We start from the raw sequence: 21,125 nt of genomic DNA on the forward strand, positions 1-21,125 counted from the left end.
AGATGATAAGCTGCGGAGCTTTTTCATTCTTCCAGATTGAAAGCATATGCTTGTTCTTCGTGAAGAGTGTCGTTCGTAATACCTAATTTATTGAAAATCATCGATTTGTAGGCAATGTACGCATTGTATTCTAAGCGTTCCAGCATATCATTGGCTTTATTCAGTGACTCCTCCAGCACCAAGACCCCGTGTTTGTTTAGCAGCATCACCTTAGATAACACATCATTGTCAAGCTGTTTCACATGTTCTGACACGATTTCTGCCAATTCTGGCGAGCAAGCAGGCGCAAATGGCAGACAAGGAATCTCGCCAAATTTTTGGGTTGCCTCTGTCAGATTTGGCATATCGATCCCCATACTTGCAAATACCATTGATTCCCGAGCATGACCATGCAAAACGCAACCAATTTTACGATTTTGACGATAACAGGCCATATGCATATTGATCTCTCGAGTCAACCTGCCATCCCCTTCGACGATCATTTCATTCATATCTACCACTAATATTTGGTATGGTGACAAATCACACAAATGGTTTTGCGACATTAACGTTGGTGTCATAATGATATGCTCGTCATTTAAACGAACACTGATATTTCCCCCTGCTGCATTGGTTCCGTAACGTTGGTAAATATTTTTAGTGATTTTAGCTAAATTTGCTCTCTCTGTTGGATATAACATCGTTTTCCTCCTTGTTGCGTTGCTCTACTATAGTTAACAAATCGTGCTTGTTGATTGTGTGATTTTTACCTGGCTTAATAACTCTTTGGCTTCCGTCGCAACAAAGTAAGAACTGTCTTCATACTGCACTTTGTTTGCTGCGCAGGCACTCGCCATTTTGAGTGAAGGAATGATCGCTTGTGTTTGATAAAATGTCGCAAGAAAAGCCCCAACGAAACAATCCCCTGCTCCAGTATCATTGACTTCCGCTACCTTTGGAGCAGTGACGTTATAAATGTCTCCTCCATAATAACAAGTACATCCTTTTTCTCCTCTTGAGGCAACGATACACGTAATTCCCTTTGCCAGTTCTTGTAATGTTTGTTCAATAGAATCAATGCCATTGCTCAATGCAGCAATTTCAAACTCATTGGGTTTAATAAAATCCACTCCTACAGATACCGCCAACGATAATGCTTCTTCGGAAAGATCGCATGCTAGAAAACTACCTGCTTGTTTAATGGTCACCAGTAGTTCTTTTAGATCCGATAATTCAAAGTTTTGCGGTTGAGAGCCCGCTACCAAAACCATGTCTTCTTTCGTTAGATGTTGACGCAAATACTCGATCAATCGTCTTTTATCTTTAGCAGCCACTGCCAAGCTAGGTTCTGTGACCATTGTGGACCCCTGATTATTTGGATCAATCAAAACTAACGACTCTCTGGTCGAACTACCACTCACGTAAAGAAAGTGATGAGGAATGCCTTTGTTCTCCAAAATCTGCTGAAATTTGTCTGCATTGTCCTCTCCTGCAAATCCTAAAGCCAGATTAGCTACTCCTAATTGAGTCATGGCATATGAACCATGGGTGCCCTTTCCTCCTATGTCATAAGCGACGCGATCGGCTCGGTTATTTTTTCGTTTAGTTAATGCCTCATTCAGATAAATCAACCGATCGATCGCTGGATTCAGTGTTATCGTGTAGATCATAGATTCCCCTCATTTTCTCAAGCGATCTCTTCATTGCCTGCGATTTCCAAAGCTTCTGAGTCCGCTTTGGCTTCTCGTTGTAAATCTTTATAATAGAACACAAAACAGCCGATCCACACGACCAAGATAATCGCTGGGATGAAGTTTCCTTCCAAAAACTTGAAGACATGAGAAAAGGCATAAGTAAATACCGGGCCATCAATTGAACTATTCGAGATCATTTGACCTGCTGCTAGTTCCACTGCACCTGTCTGGTTAGCCAGCGACGTCATGAATGGTGCAAAAGCTGTGCCCACCCACAAGAACATTGGGGCTCCAATCGTACATAAAATAATCATCCGCAACAAATTTCCACCGGTCACTAAGAAAGCTGGGACCGCTAAAGCTATATTGATGATTCCAGCAAACGGCAAAATCTCATTTCCTGGTAAAAACATAGAAAAGATCAATGTAACAGGTACAGAATAAATGACTGCCAGCCAAATTTCATTTGATCCACCCATAAATGGCCAATCTAGTCCCACCAATAATGTCCTTCCTGCAAACTTTTTGTTCATAAAATCGGAGACAGCTTCAGAAATTGGAGACAATGCCTGCATAAAATATTTAGTGATAACCGGAAAAAGGGTCAATGCCGTAGCAGCTTGAATGGCTAATGTTAACGTCTCAGCAATGGTATAACGGGCCATCACTCCAAACACAATACCTAAAATAAACCCTAAAACGTGGTTCTCCGCAAAAATACCAACTTTGTCCTTCAACGCCTCTGCATCAAACTCTTTGTCCAACGCAGGAATTTTCCGTAACAACTTATCAATCGGATAGAAAATCGCTGCCATAAACACCATCTTATGGGTACAAGTCACGCCAGGGATCCCAGATAACTTCTCGATCCTATGCTGGTGTGCATCCGCACTTTTTAATTCGAAAACAATTTGAACTGCAGCAACAACAAAAGCCAGTGGGACACTGCCGGTAATTCCTACCACTGCTACTGCGGTAAAAATCTTTCCCCAAACATTCCAAAGATCTGCATTAAAGGTATTGGTTTTATTCAAAACCAACATCAATACATTGATTCCGATCATCAGCGGAAACATTAAGAATGCATAGGGCCAAGACCATGAGATCGTAGACATAGTAGTCCATCCTCCATCAACGATCGGCAGAGAAATTCCAGTCGTTTCTAACATTGCTTCTGCGGCTGGACTGATCGCACCTGTCATGAACCCAATCAGCATAGTCATTCCCGTAAAAGCCACTCCTAGAGTAATTCCGGCACTGATGGCATCTTTTACTTTCATCCCTACGATTAACCCAGCAATGATGATTATGATCGGAACAAAGATCGCTGCTCCTAACCCAAGTAAGTAATCGACTACTGAACTTAAAATTTCCATTTTATTGCTCCTTCCATTTTTCTGTGCTAGCTATTGACGATATCGATCAATTTTTGTAATTCAGTTTCTTGACCCATCCCTGTTAAAAAGGCAATTCCGTTGATCACCGGAATAGGGTATTCTTTTGTGGTTTTAGTGATCGTAATATAGGCCACGCTCGAGTCCATATATCGATCCACAGATTTTAGATCTACTGCTTCTACATAGGCATTTACATTTCGGTCCTTTAGTAAACGGCTCACCTTACTGGCAACCGTCTGTGAAGTAGCCACCCCGCTGCCACATGCTACAATAATTTTTTTCATGTTTCTCCCTGCTTTCTTTGTTAGATTTCGACTGTTTCAAAATTTTCTTCAATGATTGCAATGATTTCCTTCGCATCATTGGCTTTCAGTAAGTCTGTTACTGCCTTGTCATTGCACAGCAATCCCATCAGGTTTTGCAAAGCAATCACTTGCTGCCCATCCTTTAATACGCCTAACATAAAAATCAATTTTGCTGAGATTTTTCCCTCAGCAATGCCCATCGGTTCAAACTCAATCCCCTGGTTTGGACGAATCACAGCAATGAAAGGTTTATTCAAATTTTCAGGATCCGTGTGAGGGATAGCCACCCCTACTGTTGCTGTTTGAAGGCCAGTCGGAAAGTTCTTTTCACGTTTCGTAATGTTTTCGAGATACGTTTCTTTTACGTAGCCAGCCTTGTCCATATAATCTGAAAACCAGCAAAATAATTCCTCCTTGCTAGAAATATCCGGTTCGAGAAAAACCAGTCGTTCATCAAAAAGCTCTGTTCCTAACATTCACTCACCTCTTTAAAGTAATCATTATGTTCAAAAGCATATGTCAGCAGCTGATAAAACGCTTCGGCAGATGACACCTCTTTTTGTTTTTTCAAAACATCATCGGTTAATAGAACATGGTTCATTTTTAATAACCATTCAACATGCTGATTCTCAACAGACGGGGCCAAAGCAATCATCATCTTCATGTGATCACCATTGGGCAGATGAACGGGTTGTTTCAATAAAGTGATTTGATAATCTGGTCGTAAAACACCGTATTCAGGTTTTGCGTGCGGCAAGTAAGTACAAGGAGCGATCATCATGTATTGGTAATCTTGTTGAAAGATACGATGAACCTCCTTAATATAATCCGCTGTAATGCTCTCTCGGTTTTTCAATGCATCAAACGCTTGTTGAAATACCTCTTCCCAATTGTCAGCATGGCTGTAGGAGAAGTTTTTTTGATCCAATTGGAAATAGTTCTCTTGTACCTCAAGCTCTTCCTGATCCTTTTGATAAAAGCGTTCAATTCGTTCAATAGCATCCCCTTTATGTCCATCGGGAAATAGATCATCAAGGAAGCTGTATAATTCCTTGGTTTTCTTTTTGACGTCCTGATTGATTGCCAAATTAACCTTTTGTTTAATTTCTTCCTTTGCACGCTTATCAAGAAATGGCGGAATCAAAAACGTTGTGACTTCGGAATGTATCGGAACAGTCGTGAAGAGAAAATCAGGCTTGACAGAACTTTTGGCTACCTCACTGATCGCGTAAGCTCCAATGAATTTGATGTTTGGAAACAGCTGCTTCAACGTTTCCAACAGCATTTTCGAAATTGACATACCACTTCTGCATAAAACCATTGCACTGAACGTTTTTTGCTTCTCCGTCTGGTTAACACCCTGCATTGAGCTGATCACAATCATGGCGATAAACGCAATTTCTTCTTCTGGAAATCGACAACCGGCTTCCGCCTCAATAATCGGCACACCTTCATTGATTTTGCTGTAGAGCATCCGATACTCTTGACGAAGTACATGTGTTAATGGATTGCGAATATTCACATTTAGTAAGCAGCGAAAGACTGCAGGACGAAGATGGAGCAATAATTTGCTTTTCAGCTCCTCTCGATTTTTAAACTGCATCACACAGTCATCCTCTAAAAATGTCACAAAGTGATCAATAGCGTTCTCAATATTCACCTCACTATTCTCGAAAACGTCATGATTGGTTTCAACGAATGTAGCGGAAAGAATTTGAATAACCATATAAAGTCGGTCGTAGTCATTCAACTCTTCAAATCCGCGAAAAATATCCATGTAGATCGGATATTCCTTTGTATTGGACAGATCGTATTTTTCAAATGGAAGATGCCAATTTTGCTTGTACCGCTGCGCACGTTTGATCAATAGACTCAAGAGAATGGGTAATTCCTCGATACTTTCTTCGGTAAAAGTGATTCTAGCTTTTTGTTGTATATTGATTAATCGATTGCGTAAAAGCAGTAATTCGTTTTGCTGGATATACCCTGTATCCAGTAATAAATAGCGGCCATAAGGTTTCGTAAGCAACAGCTTCAAGACATTCAGTAGCTCATTTCTCAAATGAAATTCTGAACCAAATAGATAATAACCGGTCTTTCTTGAATATTTGACATAAATCTCCTTTGCTTCAAGTTCCTTTTTTAACCGTTTGATATCTGCCAACGCTGTATTCTTACTGACCAAAAGCAAATCTGCCAATTCCTGCAGATTTAAATCCAATTCGCTGAAAATCAGATGCAAATACAATAAATTGCGTCGATTGAAGACATCAAAATAGGCATTTAATTTTATTCGGCTGCCTTTTAAATAGCGATAGCACTTTTCCCGATCCTTCTCCGATACAAACACTTGTTTTTCATCAATGACTAAATTCGTTTCCAACAAACAGTTGATCGATCGAAGAGCCGCTTCGAATTTTCCTGACTCTAGTTCATACTGCGTTGTAAATTCTTTCAAATTGATTCTTTGCTGCTGCATACACTCTTGAATGATTTGGATTTCCATTTCTTTCATTGACCTGCACCTCACATCATTTATATTAAAGGATAAATAGCCTTTTTCAGACGAGTTCATCACAAAATGAAAACGGTATCAAATAATCGATTGTGACGAAGTTTAACGAAGATTGATCTGTCGGGGATTTGTTGGATCTTATACAGATCTGCTGAAATACATTTCATAAAAAAACACCTGTTTTCATTTTACAAACACAGAGACTGTTTTTATATCATTTTAAATTAGAATAAATCACCAAAAACTTGTATCTATCAAGGATTCGTTGCAGATCATCTTCCAAACAAATAGTACCACCGTTCATTGAATAACAGAACTATCATTTTTTTCGTCGTAAAAATTTTATTTTGGGTATTTTAAAAAGCACAACGATCCCGCTTAAAGAATCGTCGTGCTTTCCATTGTCATCATTTACTTCCTGCTAGAAATCAAAAAAACCCGCTAAGATTTTTCTTGCGGGATTAACGTTCCTGACTGGATTCGAACCAGCGGCCTATCGCTTAGGAGGCGATCGCTCTATCCTACTGAGCTACAGGAACAGCTTTATTTATTGTAGCGATTATTGTGGGATTTCGCAAGAAGAAAAGGCAAAGACTTATCTCCGCCTGTTCCCTCTGCTCTTTGTCTTCTTTTTTTTAGGTTTCTCCGTCAGTTTGATCGGCTCTTCTGTTGTTAATTCTCCACCATGCAAATAAATTGGTGTCAACGCAATCTGTAATTTTTTGGCTATCCGTTTTGCTTCTTTTATCTCATGAGAGGCCAACATGGAAATGACGGTCCCTTCATTGCCCATTCTTCCAACACGGCCTGCTCGATGCAAATAGCTTTCTGCCGTTAAAGGAAAATCAACGTTGATGACGAAAGGCAGCGCTGGGATGTCTAGTCCACGGCTGGCAATATCTGTCGTTAACAGTCCCAGCAGTCGGTGTTTTTTGAACCCTTCAATAGCCTGCTTTCGAGAAAGCTTTGACTGGTCGGAAGCTAAACCAGCAACGGGCAATTGATGATACAATAACTTCTCTTCAGCTGCGCCTAGATCAGCTACCTGATTAAAGAAGAAAATCCCCCAAAAGATGGGCATGTTCAATAATCTACGCATCATGTCAACCTTTTTTCGTTCTGTTGTTTCTAAATAAAAATGGCGAACAGTTCCTTGGCTCTGATCCGTCTCACTCACATCAGCAACCACCAATTGAGCATCAAGATGCTGCAGCTCCTCCAAGACTCTGTCAGCAGTAGCTGAAAAGTACAGTCGCTGTGTCTCCTTGGGAATTGCTTTAAGGATTCGTTGGATCAAGGTCAAATTCTGTCCCTGAATCAATTGATCGATCTCATCAAATACAATCGTTTGAAGCTGATGGACCTTCAATTTTTTACTGGTCACTAACTCCAACACTCGCCCTGGAGTACCGATGAGTAATTCTGGACGTTTCTTTAAGCCCTCCTGCTGACGTTTGATACTCGCTCCACCAATCAATGGCTGAACCTTCAAATCGCTGCCACCTGTCCATTGACGAGCGACCTCCACGACTTGCATAGCCAGTTCTTGCGAAGAGGTTAATATTAACAGCTGATTCGCCTGTCCAGCGATGGCTTGGTTTAGAAGTGGTATCAAGTAAGCCAGCGTTTTTCCACTGCCAGTTGGTGCGATACCAACGACATTTTTTTTCGCTTGTATTTCGGGAAATACTTTTTCTTGTATCAACGATGGTTCAGAAAAATGATTTTTCTCCCAATTTGCTTGTAAAAATGGTGCCAATTCGTAATTATTCATGAGTTCCTCTATTTCTTGTCGGCATCAAAAATGATCCCTGCACTTTTTCGCATATCAAATAAGACTTGATTCACATTTCTTGCTAATTCGACCCAAGATTCGTATAAAACGCCCAAGTCTTGATCTTCCGGATTCATTATAACAGCTGCAAAAGCATCTGCTTCTTCTGACATCGGATTTTCTACTTGCTGAATAGGCAACTTTTCTTGACGTTCGTGGTTTCTATCATGAAAAACAGCTTCTTCGATCGAATTGACCGCGTTTAGGACAAGGGTCCCATAATCCAAATAGATTTCTGCTTGCTGAAAACTATCCCCGATTTTACCAGTACGGATTGAAACATCAAAATCTTCATAACGCAAAATACCGATTCCCAATCCATCCACACCAGTAGAGATTAGTTTTCCGAAATAATGGCTCTCCTTTGGCATCCCAAACCAGGCCAAGGCTGCATAGATTGGGTAAACCCCGAGATCGACCAAAGCTCCTCCTGAAAAATGCGTTGAGAAAATATTGGGTTCTTCGCCATCCAAGACTAAGTCATATCGAGAGGAATACTTCATAAAGCTGAAATCAGCGCCAATGATTTGATCCTTCAGCGGTAAGAAATCCGCTACTGTTTTAAATGCTCGTTCATGGATATTTCGCGCTGCCTCAAAGAAAAAGACGTTATGTTCATTAGCCAAATGGATGATTTCATCCATTTCTTCTGGTGTTGAAAACGCTGGCTTCTCAACGATAACATTCTTTCCTGCCAAAATGGCTTGTTTCGCTTGCTCAAAATGAAGACTGTTAGGTGAAGCAATGTAAACCGTACTCATGTGAGAGATACCAAAAAAGGTAGTCAAATCAACCGCATATTCTACCTCGCCATAACGCTCACCAAACTCCTGTGCTCTCTCCAATTTTCTGGAATAAACAGCAGTTAATTCATAGTTTCCTGTCGATAATGCTGCTTCGACAAATTGATGCGTGATCCAATTTGTTCCAATGATGCCTAAATTAATCATAGATATTCCGCCTTTCAAAGATTAGGATCAACAAAAGATTGATACAAATCAAAAGGAACGCGCTCTTTGATCGAGATCGTTTCTTCATCCACTTCACAATTATACGCTAAAATCATCACACCGTCTTGTACTGCATGCAAAACAGCTTCCCAAAAATCGGGTTGCATCTCCCGATGAATCGTTGCTTTAACAACGTCAGAAAACTGCACGACAAACAATACGTAACTCTTGTAGCCTTCCTTTTGCGCAGAAGACAGCTCCTTTACATGCTTTAATCCCCTAGATGTTGGTGCATCAGGAAACGCTCCAATTCCTTGATTTTCCAAAGTCATTCCTTTTACTTCCACGAACCCTTTTTCATGGTGATCCGTCTCAAAATAAATATCGAATTTGGATGTTCCGTAAAGGTACTCTCGTTTTAAAAAAGTGATCTTTCCTTTTAGATTTGGTAAACAAATACATCCGTCTCTAATCCCATCTGCCGCCAATGTATTTGGAATCTGAGAATCAATATTGATCCACATTCCGCCCTTTTTTACCGCTACAAGATCGTAGGCGGTTTTCCTTTTTGAAGAGGGTTGATAATTTAATGCTACTAAAGCATTTGGGAGCAGCACTTCTTTTCCTCTTCCCGTATTTTTGACATGCACAATGACTATTTCATCTGTTTCAGCCAATCGGCAATGAGCAATAAACCGATTGGGCCGCTCAATAAAATAGGCCATCTTGATTGATGCGTATTTCATAGCGTCATCCTTCTCTTTCAATAATACTGCTAAAGTCTGATAGTCACGAGACCTTCTTTATTATATAGTAAAATGGTAAAGAATTCGAAAGGAGCTTTTTTGATGAAAAGAAGATGGCAATTGTTTCTAGGCGCATCTTTGTTAGCCGGTCTTGCAGGGTCAGCGATTTTAAAAAAGGGAGAGCCAACGAAATCAAGAGATGTGACACAATTATATGTAGGATCGTGGTCCTTCTTTCATCCTAAAGAAGCGACGAAACATACCATGACCATTTATCCCGACCTATCAATTATGATCGATGGAAAAGAGATCCACTATCAGCTGATTGAATTAAGCGATGAAAAATTTGCGATACAGGATCAATTAGGATACCATTTACTGCTCAAAGCCGAAGACGGCGTCCCGACTTTATTGTATGACGAAGCGGATGATATCAACATGGCTGTTTCACCTGCCAGTTAAAAAAGAGCCAGCTCCTTTGAGGAGAATGGCTCTTTTTTATTTACTGATAAACAAAGGCACGTAACATTTGGTCTACTGTTTCCGCTGCCTTTCGACCTTCTCTGATTGCCCAGATCACTAAACTTGGTCCTCTCTTGGCATCACCAGCTACACAAACATGCTCATTATTCGTTGTGTAATCATCAAAGATCTCTTGTACATCAAAACGGTCTAATAAGCTTTGCTCAGCTCCCATAAAGCCCATCGCAAGCAATACGAGGTCAGCCTTGAAGGTTTGTTCAGTCCCTGCAATAGGCTGGAAGGTATTGTCGACTTTTGCTGTTTCTATCGCAATGACTTGCCCTCTTTCTGCACCGATAAAAGCAGTTGTAGAAGTACTGTAATAAGTCAAAGGATCCGTATTTTCAAACAAGCCCTCTTCTTGTCCGTACCCCGTTCGGTCAATCATTGGGTATTCTGGCCAAGGATTGTCTGGCACTCTTGATTCAGGTAATCGTGGAGTGATTTCCAGCTGCTTCACAGAAGCAGCACCTTGCCGAATGGCAGATCCAATACAATCATTTCCTGTATCTCCACCGCCAATAACAATCACGTGCTTGCCAGCTAATTTTTTGCTGGTGGCTTCTTTCCCGTGCTTCAGCACATCTTTTGTGCATTCCGTCAAATAATCAACGGCAAATTGAACCCCCTGTAGTTCTCTGCCGACTACTTTAAGATCTCTCGGTACACTGGCGCCGCTGGTAATGATCACCCGATGGTACGCTGCTTGCAATTCTTCTGCCGAGATATCTACTCCAACCTCTGTATTTAATACAAACTCGATTCCGACTTGTTCCATCACATCAATTCGACGCTGAACGACGTCTTTGTCCAATTTCATGTTGGGAATTCCATACATCAATAATCCGCCTGGACGATCACTGCGTTCAAAAATGGTGACTTGGTGTCCCAGCTGATTCAAGCGCCACGCAGCAGACAATCCTGCAGGGCCTGATCCTATAACGGCAACTTTAAAATTAGTTCGCTCCACAGGTACCCCCGTTTCTTTCACCCAATCATTCTCAAAAGCATGATCGATGATAAAACGTTCATTGTCATGGATCGTTACACCAGAACCATTTAGGCCCTCCGTACAGGCTTTTTCGCAAGGTGCTGGACAGACTCTTCCCGTCATTTCGGGCAAAGGATTGGTTTTCGCTAGTCGATCAAAGGCCTTTTTAAATTCTCCGCGATAAACCAAATCGTTCCATTCAGGAATCAAATTATCATTAGGGCAACCCGAGACTGCTCGTTTGCCGCCGTAAAAAATGCCGGTATGGCAAAAAGGAATGCCGCAGTTCATACAACGAGATGCCTGCTCACGCCGCGCTTCTTCGTTTAAAGGAATCTGCAACTCGCACCAGTCTTGAGTACGCTCCTCTACTGGACGATAAGGATTGTCTTGACGGGTGTATTTCAAAAATCCAAATGGATCTGCCATATTAGCCACGCTCCTTTCCAACTGGGACTGTTTGTACACCCATAACTTTAGTGAAGGCTTCTTCAATCAATTCCTCGCCGGTTAATCCTGTTTTCGCTAATTCATCAGTGACTTGGATCATTTCATGGTATTCTGTTGGATATACTTTTACAAAGTGCTGTTGTTCTCTCTCCCAATCGGCCAGTAACTGCTCTGCCTTTAACGAGTCAGTGAAGATTAAATGTTTTTCCAGCAGCTCTTTTAAAATCGTATCATCGCCTGATTCATCCAAACGGAATAAATCAACCATCTCCATGTTGCATTTTCCAGCTAATTCGTTTTGCGGATCGTAAACGTAGGCGACACCTCCAGACATTCCAGCAGCAAAGTTTCGACCAGTTGATCCCAGAATGACTGCCACACCGCCAGTCATATATTCACAGCCATGATCGCCCACACCTTCAACAACAACGTTGGCTCCACTGTTTCGAACACAAAAACGTTCGCCGGCTCTTCCTCTGAAATAGGCTTCTCCTCGATTTGCACCGAAGCACGCCACATTTCCCACGATTGGAGAATGTTCAACATCGTAACCCGCCTCTTCAGGTGGGACGATCACTAAACGGCCTCCACTTAATCCTTTTGCCACATAGTCATTTGCTTCGCCAATCAGCTTCAATTCCATTCCTTGCGTGATGAATGCTCCAAAACTTTGACCAGCAATGCCTCGATAAGTATACTTCAACTGTCCTGGAGTCAATGCGTAGTTTCCAAACCGCTCTGCGATCCAGCCGCCCATTCGTGCGCCGACAGAACGATTCACATTATTGATCGTGCTGTCGATTTGGATCAACTCGCCATTTTTGATGGCCGCTTCTGAGAAGGCATCCAGTTCTTTCCATTGACGCTGTTCAGTGAAGGGATCTTCAACTTTCCGTGTGATTCCAACACTTGACGTTAGCATTCGGCTGAAGTCTAAGGATTTAGCTTTTCCCTTTGCTACAAATCGCGGCTTCAAGACTTCAGTATGTCCAACCATTTCGTCAATACTTCTAAAGCCTAATTCAGCCATGATCTCTCGTAGATCTTCTGCAATGAACATCATGGTATTAATAATATGTTCAGGTTTGCCGACAAAGAATTTACGCAGCGCCGGATTTTGCGTAGCTACACCGACTGGGCAAGTATTCAAGCTGCACACACGCATCATCACGCAGCCTATAGCAACCAAGGCTAAAGAAGCAAAACTATATTCTTCGGCACCTAGCAAAGTAGCCATTGCAACATCGCGTCCAGTCATCAGCTTGCCATCCGTCTCTAAAATCATTCGTTGACGCAGCTGATTCATTGCCAATGTTTGATGAGCCTCAGCCAGTCCCATCTCCCAAGGAAGTCCTGCATCACGGATGGAATTTCTAGGAGAAGCGCCGGTACCGCCATCGTATCCCGAAATGACGACTACATCGGCACCTGCTTTGACAACCCCTGTGGCTATCGTTCCTACACCTGTACTGGAAACCAGCTTCACATTGATTTTTGCATAAGGATTGATCGTTTTTAAATCATAAATCAACTGAGCAAGATCTTCAATCGAATAAATGTCATGATGCGGCGGTGGAGAAATCAAACGAACACCTGGTGTAGAGCCGCGAATCTCTGCTACCCAAGGGAAAACTTTATTACCTGGCAATTGTCCACCTTCACCAGGTTTTGCTCCTTGCGCCATTTTGATTTGCAGTTCCTCTGCACTCATCAAATATTCAGCATTTACACCGAAACGGCCAGAAGCTACTTGTTTAATTTTACTGTTGAAATTTTTTCCATCTGCACGTGGTTTGAATCGGTTTCGATTTTCCCCACCTTCCCCACTGTTTGATTTGGCACCGATCGCATTCATTGCTTCAGCAATACATTGATGGGCCTCCTCACTTAATGAACCATAGGACATAGCTCCTACCTTGAAACGTTTTACGATACTAGAAGCAGGCTCCACTTCAGAAAGCTTAACAGGTTCTCGCTGTCCAGTAAATTCCCACATTGAACGTAAGGTCGTTGGTGTTTCCAGGGCCTCTTCGTTCATTTTATTTGCATACTGTTTGTATAATGAATAATCTCCAGAGCGCACCGCTTGTTGAAATTGATAAATCGTACTTGGATTATATAAATGATGCTCGCCTTCTGCCTTGTATTGGAAACTTCCGCCAGAAGGAAGCTGATCATTGCCATTGGCTCCGTAAGCTGCAGCATGGCGTTTCAAGTATTCTTCTTCAATCTGAACCAGCGACAATCCACCGATTCGACTAGCTGTTCCAGTGAAATATCGATCTGTAACTTGTTTTGAAATGCCGACCGCTTCAAATAGTTGAGCACCATGATAGCCAGCAATCGTCGAGATTCCCATCCGCGACATGACCTTGACAATTCCTTTTTCAGCTGCTTTTCGGTATTTTTCCAGTCCATTTTCAACTGAAAAATCCTGTAAGGTGGCATACGCGCCGTAAGGATGGATTCCGCTGGCGCCGTATCCGATCAACGTAGCAAAATGGTGGACCTCACACACTTCAGCCGAATCAACTACAATACTAGCTAATGAGGCTTTTTCCTTACGAACTAAGTAATTATGCAATCCAGAGACCGCTAATAAGATCGGCATTGAGATTTTTTCAGGCATTGGATCGCGGTCACTCAATACTAAAATCGTTGCTCCTTGATCGACGGCTTCTTCAGCTTGCTTGAACATTTGCTCCAATGCATCTTCTAAACAAGCTTCATGTTCTCGAACTTTATAAAGGGTGGAGATCACAACTGTTTTTTGACCCTTTTCATTCAACGAAATCAACTTGTTGAAGTCTGTCGTGCTCAATACAGGACTGGTGATTTTCAATTTTTGACAGCTGGTTGGTAAGTCTTTTCGGATATCCCCGTCTCTTCCTAAAAACATCTCGGTTCCGATAACCAGCTGCTCACGAATCGCATCGATCGGTGGATTCGTGACTTGGGCAAATTGTTGTTTAAAATACGTGAACAACGATTGAGGCTTTTCGCTCAGCACAGCCAACGGAGCATCGAATCCCATTGAAATGACGGGTTCTTCCCCGTTTTCCGCCATAGGCAGAATTAATCCACGAATGATTTCATCGGTATACCCGTGCAGCTGCCACATCTTTTTCAATTCAGTTTCTGAAATTTCACTGGCCTCGTTTTCATTCTCGGGTAGCTGATGAAGCTCTAAACGATGCTTCTCTAACCATTCTTCGTAAGGGTATTGTGTTGCATATTTTTCCTTGATTTCTTGATTGCGATAAAACTTTCCTTTTGTCGTATCCACCAAAATCATATTCGCAGGGCCTAATACACCCTTTTCCACCACTGTAGAGAAATCTAAATCAACCACACCTGATTCAGAGGCAACTAAGACTAACCCATCTTTTGTGATCGAATATCTCGAAGGCCGCAGTCCATTTCGATCCAGAGCGGCACCGACCATTTCACCATCCGTAAAACATAACGCCGCTGGTCCATCCCAAGGCGCCATAAAACTCGCATTGTATTCACTGAATGCAGTCAATTTGGGGCTTAAGCTAGCTTCTTCCGACCAAGCCTCAGGTACCATCATCATCAGCACCTGTGGAATGTCTCTGCCGTTTCGGTACAAAAATTCCATACAATTTTCTAATTTAGCCGAATCGGAATCCTCAGGGTTGTACACTTCTACACCATGACTTTTCATCCAGTTTTCAGCACCGCGCAACGTGTTGATCTCCCCATTATGAGCCAAGAATCGAAAAGGCTGTGCCCGATCCCAGCTAGGAAAAGTATTGGTAGAAAACCGAGAATGGACGACAGCAATACTGGCTTTAAAGTTTTCCGCCTGCAAATCATCATAAAAGATCCCTACCTGATAAGCATGCAGCATTCCTTTGTATACCACCGTTTTTGAAGAAAGACTGCAGATCGACATATCATTTCCTCGATAGGTCTTCTCTAATTTTCTTCGTAACCGAAATAAATGATCTTCAAAAACTCGACCCTTTGTCACATCCATTGGTCGTTTGATAAACAGCTGGACAAAACTAGGCATTACCCGTTGTGCTCCAGGTCCACAATTTTCAAATTGAAAGGGAACATCGCGATGCCAGATCACAGGATAGCCTGCGATCTCAATATCTTTAGTGATAGCTTGAAGCAAGCCAAGTCTTTGCTGCTCATCCGCTGGTAGAAAAAACATTCCAACGGCGTAGTCCCCTGAGGCAGGCAAATCGATTCCTTGCCTTTCCCCCTCTTCTCGAAAGAAAGTATCTGGCAAAGTCAATAAAATTCCCGCGCCATCTCCAGTATCTGGTTCTGCACCCGTTCCGCCACGATGATTCATGCGCTCTAACATTGTTAATGCATGCGTTACTAATTCACGTGAGGCCCGGCCTTCCATTTGGGCGATAAAACCCATTCCGCATGCGTCCTTCTCAAATGAAGGATCATACATTGTCTGTTGCTTCGTTCTGTCATGCTTCATCATAGTCATCAATCCTTTGAATATTTTGACAATTCTAATTTATTTTTAATATACTACCCTTTTTCATTGACATGTGCAACATTTCTTAGAAAAATTTTTTTATCACAGTTGTTATCGTTCGTGAATTCAAAAAAAGAGAAGTGAATCAAATGGTAAAAGATAGCATTATCTGATAAACTTATTCACGTATGCCCAGTCTTGAAAGGATGGAGACAATGACACCAAATCGTGAGGATTATTTAAAATTAATTTTAGAGCTGGGAGGCGATGAACGAAAAGTCAGCAACAAACAAATCGTTGAAGGGTTGACGATTTCAGGCGCCTCAGTAAGTGAAATGATCAGTAAATTGGTTAAGGAAGGTCTAGTGAATCACTCTCCTTATCAAGGCGTTCAGCTAACTAAGCTAGGCTTGGAGAAAGCCAGCACATTGGTCAGAAAACACCGACTTTGGGAAGTATTCCTTGTCGATCATTTAGGTTATTCGTGGAACGAGGTTCATGATGACGCAGAAGTGTTAGAACACGTCACCTCTGAACAATTAGAAAAAAGATTAGATAACTATTTGCAAAAACCAAAATTTTGTCCTCATGGAGGAATGATCCCTTCTCAAGGCAAAAATGTCCACGAGAAAGATCGTAAAACATTGATTGATTATCCTGTTGGAACGACCGTATCAATTGCTCGTGTCTTGGATGAAAAAGAGCTTCTAGATTATCTGGTCGATCTAGGCATAACGATCCATGAAGAATTTACAATCACCGATATTGCTGCTTACGAAGGTCCGATCACTTTAAAAAACGATCAAAAAAAGGCCGCAATAAGCTACAAAGCAGCGAGTACAATTTTTGTGGATAAAGTATAAGGAGTGGAACTACTAATGGAACAACCCGCATTATTTACCATATTTGGTGGTACTGGTGATCTTGCTAAAAGAAAACTGTACCCTTCTTTGTTTCGTTTATTTAGAAAAGGCAACTTAAACGAACATTTCGCTGTCATCGGAACAGCCCGCCGTCCTTGGAGTGATGATTACTATCGCGACATCGTGAAGGAAACCATTCAGTCCTTCGATCCTACTGACGCTGAAGCTGACGCATTTGCCAGTCATTTCTACTATCTATCTCACAATGTGAATGATACAAATCATTACGATGAATTACGTGAACTGAGTGTCAAACTCGATGAGCAATACCAGCTGCAAGAAAACCGGATTTACTATTTGGCAATGGCACCACAATTTTTTGGGACCATCGTTCAACATTTGTCTTCACAAAAGATTTTGACAGAACAAGGCTTCAATCGGTTGGTCATTGAAAAACCGTTTGGATTCGATTATGATTCAGCCAATCAGCTCAATCAGGAGATCCGCAAAGTTTTCCCTGAGCAAAATATTTTCCGAATTGATCATTATTTAGGGAAAGAAATGATCCAGAATATTGCAGTGATTCGCTTTGCCAATAATATCTTTGAATCTTTGTGGAATAATCGATATATCGACAATGTTCAAATCACTTTTTCTGAAGCGTTAGGTGTCGAGGAACGTGGAGGGTATTATGAAGAAAGCGGCGCATTAAAAGATATGGTTCAAAATCACATCTTACAAGTCGTGTCACTTCTAGCCATGGAAGTCCCCACCTCTTTTTCTGATCAAGCAATTCGTTTAGAAAAAGTCAAGGTGTTAGAAGCGATTCGGAGATATAGTCCTGAAGAAGTGAAGAACAATTTTGTTCGCGGCCAATATGACACAGGCAAGTTAGATGGGCACGATTTCCTACCCTATCGTCAGGAAGAAAATGTTGCTGAGGATTCATCCACTGAAACATTTGTTGCAGGCAAGTTTCTAATTGATAATTTCCGCTGGTCGGGCGTGCCATTTTACGTCCGCACAGGCAAACGCATGACTGAAAAGGGAACCCGTATCAACATCGTCTTCAAGCAAGTCCCTGTTAATGTCTTTCATTTTGACAATGAAGAATCTGCACAGCCTGAACTTCAGCAAAATGTCTTGACGATCTATATCCAGCCGACCGAAGGATTTTCTCTGATCCTAAATGGTAAAGAAATCGGACAAGGTTTTGAGACAGATCCGGTTAAATTGGACTTCCGCCACAGCTGTGAAGTAACCGGTAATAGCCCTGAGGCTTATGAAAAACTGCTGCTAGATGCGCTCAATGGAGACGGAACGAATTTTTCTCATTGGGATGAAGTGGCAAACTCTTGGGAGATCGTGGATCGTATTCGACAAACCTGGGATCAAGAGACTCCTGATTTTCCCAACTATACTGCTGGGACGATGGGACCACAAGCAGCATTTGATCTCCTCTCCGAGAACGAGCATTACTGGATCTGGCAACCAGATAATTGGTATCGAGAACGTGGCAAACTTAAATAAAAAAATTCCGGAATTCATTAAAAAGAATTCCGGAATTTTTTTATTATTTCTCGAATCCCTCTGCTACTGCTTCGGGAAAATGTTCATGAACGATCTCTGCACAGGGCGCACATAGAGTTGGTAATTCAGAATCTGCACCTACCGTCGTACGAACCTGACGACAACGGTCACAGACTTCTCCTTCTGCTTTTTCAACCAACAATGCAACATCTTCAAATGCCATCGCCTTGTCAGGTGCTTCTTCGGTTGAAATACTGAATGAATCTGGAGAAACGATCAACAATTGAGGTAAATCAGCATCAATCGCTTTTAATAAAGTACGTACTTGTTCATTAGGATACACGGTAAGCTTGGCCTCAAGAGAACGACCAATGATTTTTTCGTTTCGCGCCTCTTCCAAAGCTTTTAGAACCTTGTCTCGGAAGTCCATAAAAGCACGCCACATATCGATCAGCTCTTCTTGATTCTCATATTCTTGGTACTCAGGAAATTCAGCTAGTTGAACATATTCTTCCTCTTCCTTCAGATAAGACCAGATTTCTTCTGATGTGTGAGGCAAGATTGGTGTCAACAGCTTCGTCAAAGCCACTGCCGTTTGATAAAATACGGTCTGCATACAACGGCGTTCATAACTATCTTCCGATTGGATGTAAACGACATCTTTAGCAAAATCTAAATAGAAAGAAGACAAATCTGTCGTCAAGAAATTCACAATTGTCTTATGAATATGAACAAAATTATACTTGTCATATCCTTCTTCTCGAACGCTTTGAATAACTTGATTTAAACGAACAAGCATGTATTTATCGACCGACCGTAAGTTATTGTACGCAATATGGTTCTCTTTTGGATCATAATCCGCCGTATTGGCAAGTAGAAAACGCATGGTATTGCGGATTTTTCGATAAATTTCAGCGACTTGGTTTAAAATATCCATTGACACACGAACATCCGATTCGTAATCAACGCTGCTGACCCACAAACGCAGGATATCTGCGCCCATCTGCTTGATGACTTTTTCTGGCGCAATCGTATTTCCAAGTGATTTAGACATTTTCCGGCCTTCACCATCTAAGGTAAAGCCTTGTGATAACACCGATTTGTAAGGAGCTACACCATTGATAGCAACGCTTGTGGTGATACTTGAGTTGAACCATCCGCGGTATTGATCAGAACCTTCCAAGTACATGTCAGCTGGAAAAGTCAATTCAGGACGTTGGCGCAAGACTGCTTCATGAGAAGAGCCAGAATCGAACCATACATCCATGATGTCATTTTCCTTGGTAAATTCCCCATTTGGAGAACCTGTGTGTGTGAAGCCTTCTGGCAGCAATTCTTTCGCAGTTCTTTCAAACCAAACATTCGAACCATGTTCAGCAAACAAATTTGCAACATGATCGATTGTTTCCGGTGTGATGATCGCTTCCCCGTTCTCCGCATAGAAGATCGGCAAAGGGACTCCCCAGGCACGTTGACGGGAAATAACCCAGTCTCCCCGGTCACGGATCATGTTGTACAATCGGGTTTTGCCCCAAGGAATGATCCAATCGACTTTTTCAATCTCATCTAAAATATTTTCTCTAAACTTATCGATTGATGCAAACCACTGTGGTGTTGCTCGATAAATGACTGGTTTTTTCGTTCTCCAATCATGAGGATAGCTATGCGTAAAGAAATCTAGTTTCAATAGCGCTCCCTTTTCCTCCAGCAGTTCTGTGATCATTGGATTGGCTTTGTCATAGAAAACTCCCTCAAAACCAGGCGCTTCTGCTGTGAACACACCTCGGTCGTCTACTGGTGATAAAACTTTCAACCCGTATTTCTTCCCAGCAAAATAGTCATCTTCCCCGTGGCCAGGAGCAGTATGGACAAGTCCAGTACCTGCATCCAACGTTACATGATCTCCCAAGATCACCAGTGAATCACGATCATAAAATGGATGTTTGGCAACAATGGACTCTAACTCAGAACCCTTCAATTCTTTTAAAACTTCGACAGTGTCCCAGCCAATTTCTTTTTGGACTGTTTCTAATAGGTCCTTCGCTACAACAAATTTGCGACCGTCAGCTTCGATCACTGCATACAAATACGTTGGATTCACTGCGACCCCTTGGTTTGCAGGCAATGTCCAAGGCGTTGTTGTCCAAATGACCAAGCTTGTATCAGTATCAAGCACCCCCTTGCCATCTTTGACTTTAAAAGCTACATAGATTGAAGCAGATTTTACGTCTTTGTATTCAATTTCAGCTTCAGCTAAAGAAGATTCACTAGAAGGTGACCAATAAATTGGTTTTAACCCTTTATAGATATAGCCTTTTTCAGCCATTTTACCAAACACACGAATCTCCGCTGCTTCATAGTCTGGGGTCAACGTAATATAAGGGTTTTTCCAGTCCCCTGCTACGCCCAAACGTTTGAAATCCTCACGCTGTGTGTCTACCTGAGTTAATGCATAGTCATAACATTTTTGGCGATATTCAGCCATGGTCATTTCTTTGCGTTTAATTCCTTTGTTCGTCAATACTTGTTCGATTGGCAGCCCATGCGTATCCCATCCAGGGACATATGGAGAACGAAAACCGGACATTGATTTAGAACGGACGATAATATCTTTACTGATTTTATTTAAGGCATGTCCAATGTGAATATTGCCATTCGCATAAGGAGGTCCATCATGCAATACAAACGTTGGCTTGCCTTCATTTAATTTTTGACGTTTTCCATAAACATCGTTTTCATCCCACTCTTTTTCCCACTGTCCTTCGCGATTCGGCAGATTACCTCGCATGGGAAATGCGGTTTTACCTAATAGTAGTGTTTCTTTCATCTTCACTACGCATCGACTCTCCTTTTCTAAAATAAAAAAAACAAGCGCATC

15 protein-coding genes and 1 tRNA gene are annotated in these 21,125 nt (G+C 41.8%); 3 read left to right on the top strand and 13 right to left on the bottom strand.

Annotated features, from left to right (window positions below):
• Nucleotides 1-23 precede the first annotated feature (23 nt).
• From NRIC_RS09075 to sfsA, 10 genes are all read right to left on the bottom strand, one after another.
• Complete coding sequence (locus NRIC_RS09075; RefSeq protein WP_146622385.1) at nt 24-680, bottom strand: class II aldolase/adducin family protein; 657 nt, start codon at nt 678-680, stop codon at nt 24-26.
• A 33-nt stretch (nt 681-713) separates the two neighbouring features.
• On the bottom strand, nt 714-1,649 hold the full coding sequence (locus NRIC_RS09080; RefSeq protein WP_146622386.1) for a 1-phosphofructokinase family hexose kinase: 936 nt from the start codon (nt 1,647-1,649) through the stop codon (nt 714-716).
• Between the two features lie 17 nt (nt 1,650-1,666).
• Entirely contained in the window at nt 1,667-3,049 is a 1,383-nt protein-coding gene (locus tag NRIC_RS09085; protein WP_146622387.1) for a PTS galactitol transporter subunit IIC, read from the bottom strand.
• Nucleotides 3,050-3,075: 26 nt separating this feature from the next.
• The gene (locus NRIC_RS09090; protein WP_146622388.1) at nt 3,076-3,354 is read right to left on the bottom strand and encodes a PTS sugar transporter subunit IIB; all 279 of its coding nucleotides are present in this window, start codon (nt 3,352-3,354) and stop codon (nt 3,076-3,078) included.
• A 20-nt stretch (nt 3,355-3,374) separates the two neighbouring features.
• Nucleotides 3,375-3,851: a PTS sugar transporter subunit IIA gene (locus tag NRIC_RS09095; protein WP_146622389.1), complete on the bottom strand. Its 477-nt coding sequence runs from the start codon at nt 3,849-3,851 to the stop codon at nt 3,375-3,377.
• Nucleotides 3,845-5,890 carry a BglG family transcription antiterminator gene (locus tag NRIC_RS09100; RefSeq protein ID WP_175580048.1) on the bottom strand — a complete coding sequence of 682 codons (2,046 nt, stop codon included), beginning with the start codon at nt 5,888-5,890 and terminating at the stop codon, nt 3,845-3,847. The genes NRIC_RS09095 and NRIC_RS09100 overlap by 7 nt, the downstream gene beginning before the upstream one ends.
• Before the next feature lie 465 nt (nt 5,891-6,355).
• Nucleotides 6,356-6,429: transfer RNA gene (locus NRIC_RS09105), tRNA-Arg, on the bottom strand.
• A gap of 56 nt (nt 6,430-6,485) precedes the next feature.
• Nucleotides 6,486-7,664, bottom strand: coding sequence for a DEAD/DEAH box helicase (locus NRIC_RS09110; protein WP_146622391.1), 1,179 nt, complete (start codon nt 7,662-7,664; stop codon nt 6,486-6,488).
• Nucleotides 7,665-7,672: 8 nt separating this feature from the next.
• Nucleotides 7,673-8,674 carry a Gfo/Idh/MocA family protein gene (locus tag NRIC_RS09115; RefSeq protein ID WP_146622392.1) on the bottom strand — a complete coding sequence of 334 codons (1,002 nt, stop codon included), beginning with the start codon at nt 8,672-8,674 and terminating at the stop codon, nt 7,673-7,675.
• A gap of 14 nt (nt 8,675-8,688) precedes the next feature.
• Complete coding sequence (gene sfsA, locus NRIC_RS09120) at nt 8,689-9,420, bottom strand: DNA/RNA nuclease SfsA (protein ID WP_146622393.1); 732 nt, start codon at nt 9,418-9,420, stop codon at nt 8,689-8,691.
• A 102-nt stretch (nt 9,421-9,522) separates the two neighbouring features.
• On the opposite strand from sfsA, the gene NRIC_RS09125 reads away from it, so the two are divergent.
• Nucleotides 9,523-9,882, top strand: coding sequence for a DUF4828 domain-containing protein (locus NRIC_RS09125; protein ID WP_146622394.1), 360 nt, complete (start codon nt 9,523-9,525; stop codon nt 9,880-9,882).
• A gap of 40 nt (nt 9,883-9,922) precedes the next feature.
• Here NRIC_RS09125 and NRIC_RS09130 read toward each other — a convergent pair whose 3' ends face one another.
• Both NRIC_RS09130 and gltB read right to left on the bottom strand, forming a co-directional pair.
• The gene (locus NRIC_RS09130) at nt 9,923-11,362 is read right to left on the bottom strand and encodes a glutamate synthase subunit beta (RefSeq protein ID WP_146622395.1); all 1,440 of its coding nucleotides are present in this window, start codon (nt 11,360-11,362) and stop codon (nt 9,923-9,925) included.
• A 1-nt stretch (nt 11,363) separates the two neighbouring features.
• A complete protein-coding gene (gene gltB / locus NRIC_RS09135; protein ID WP_146622396.1) occupies nt 11,364-15,863 on the bottom strand; it encodes a glutamate synthase large subunit in 4,500 nt (1,499 codons plus the stop codon).
• A 206-nt stretch (nt 15,864-16,069) separates the two neighbouring features.
• On the opposite strand from gltB, the gene efaR reads away from it, so the two are divergent.
• Both efaR and zwf read left to right on the top strand, forming a co-directional pair.
• Complete coding sequence (efaR, locus tag NRIC_RS09140) at nt 16,070-16,717, top strand: transcriptional regulator EfaR (protein ID WP_146622397.1); 648 nt, start codon at nt 16,070-16,072, stop codon at nt 16,715-16,717.
• A 15-nt stretch (nt 16,718-16,732) separates the two neighbouring features.
• A complete protein-coding gene (zwf, locus tag NRIC_RS09145; RefSeq protein WP_146622398.1) occupies nt 16,733-18,247 on the top strand; it encodes a glucose-6-phosphate dehydrogenase in 1,515 nt (504 codons plus the stop codon).
• Between the two features lie 43 nt (nt 18,248-18,290).
• Here the strand turns inward: zwf and ileS are convergent, their stop codons facing one another.
• On the bottom strand, nt 18,291-21,080 hold the full coding sequence (gene ileS / locus NRIC_RS09150) for an isoleucine--tRNA ligase (protein WP_146622399.1): 2,790 nt from the start codon (nt 21,078-21,080) through the stop codon (nt 18,291-18,293).
• Between the last annotated feature and the right edge of the window lie 45 nt (nt 21,081-21,125).

The organism is Enterococcus florum, assembly GCF_004309355.1.
GTDB classification, from domain to species: Bacteria; Bacillota; Bacilli; order Lactobacillales; family Enterococcaceae; genus Enterococcus_A; species Enterococcus_A florum.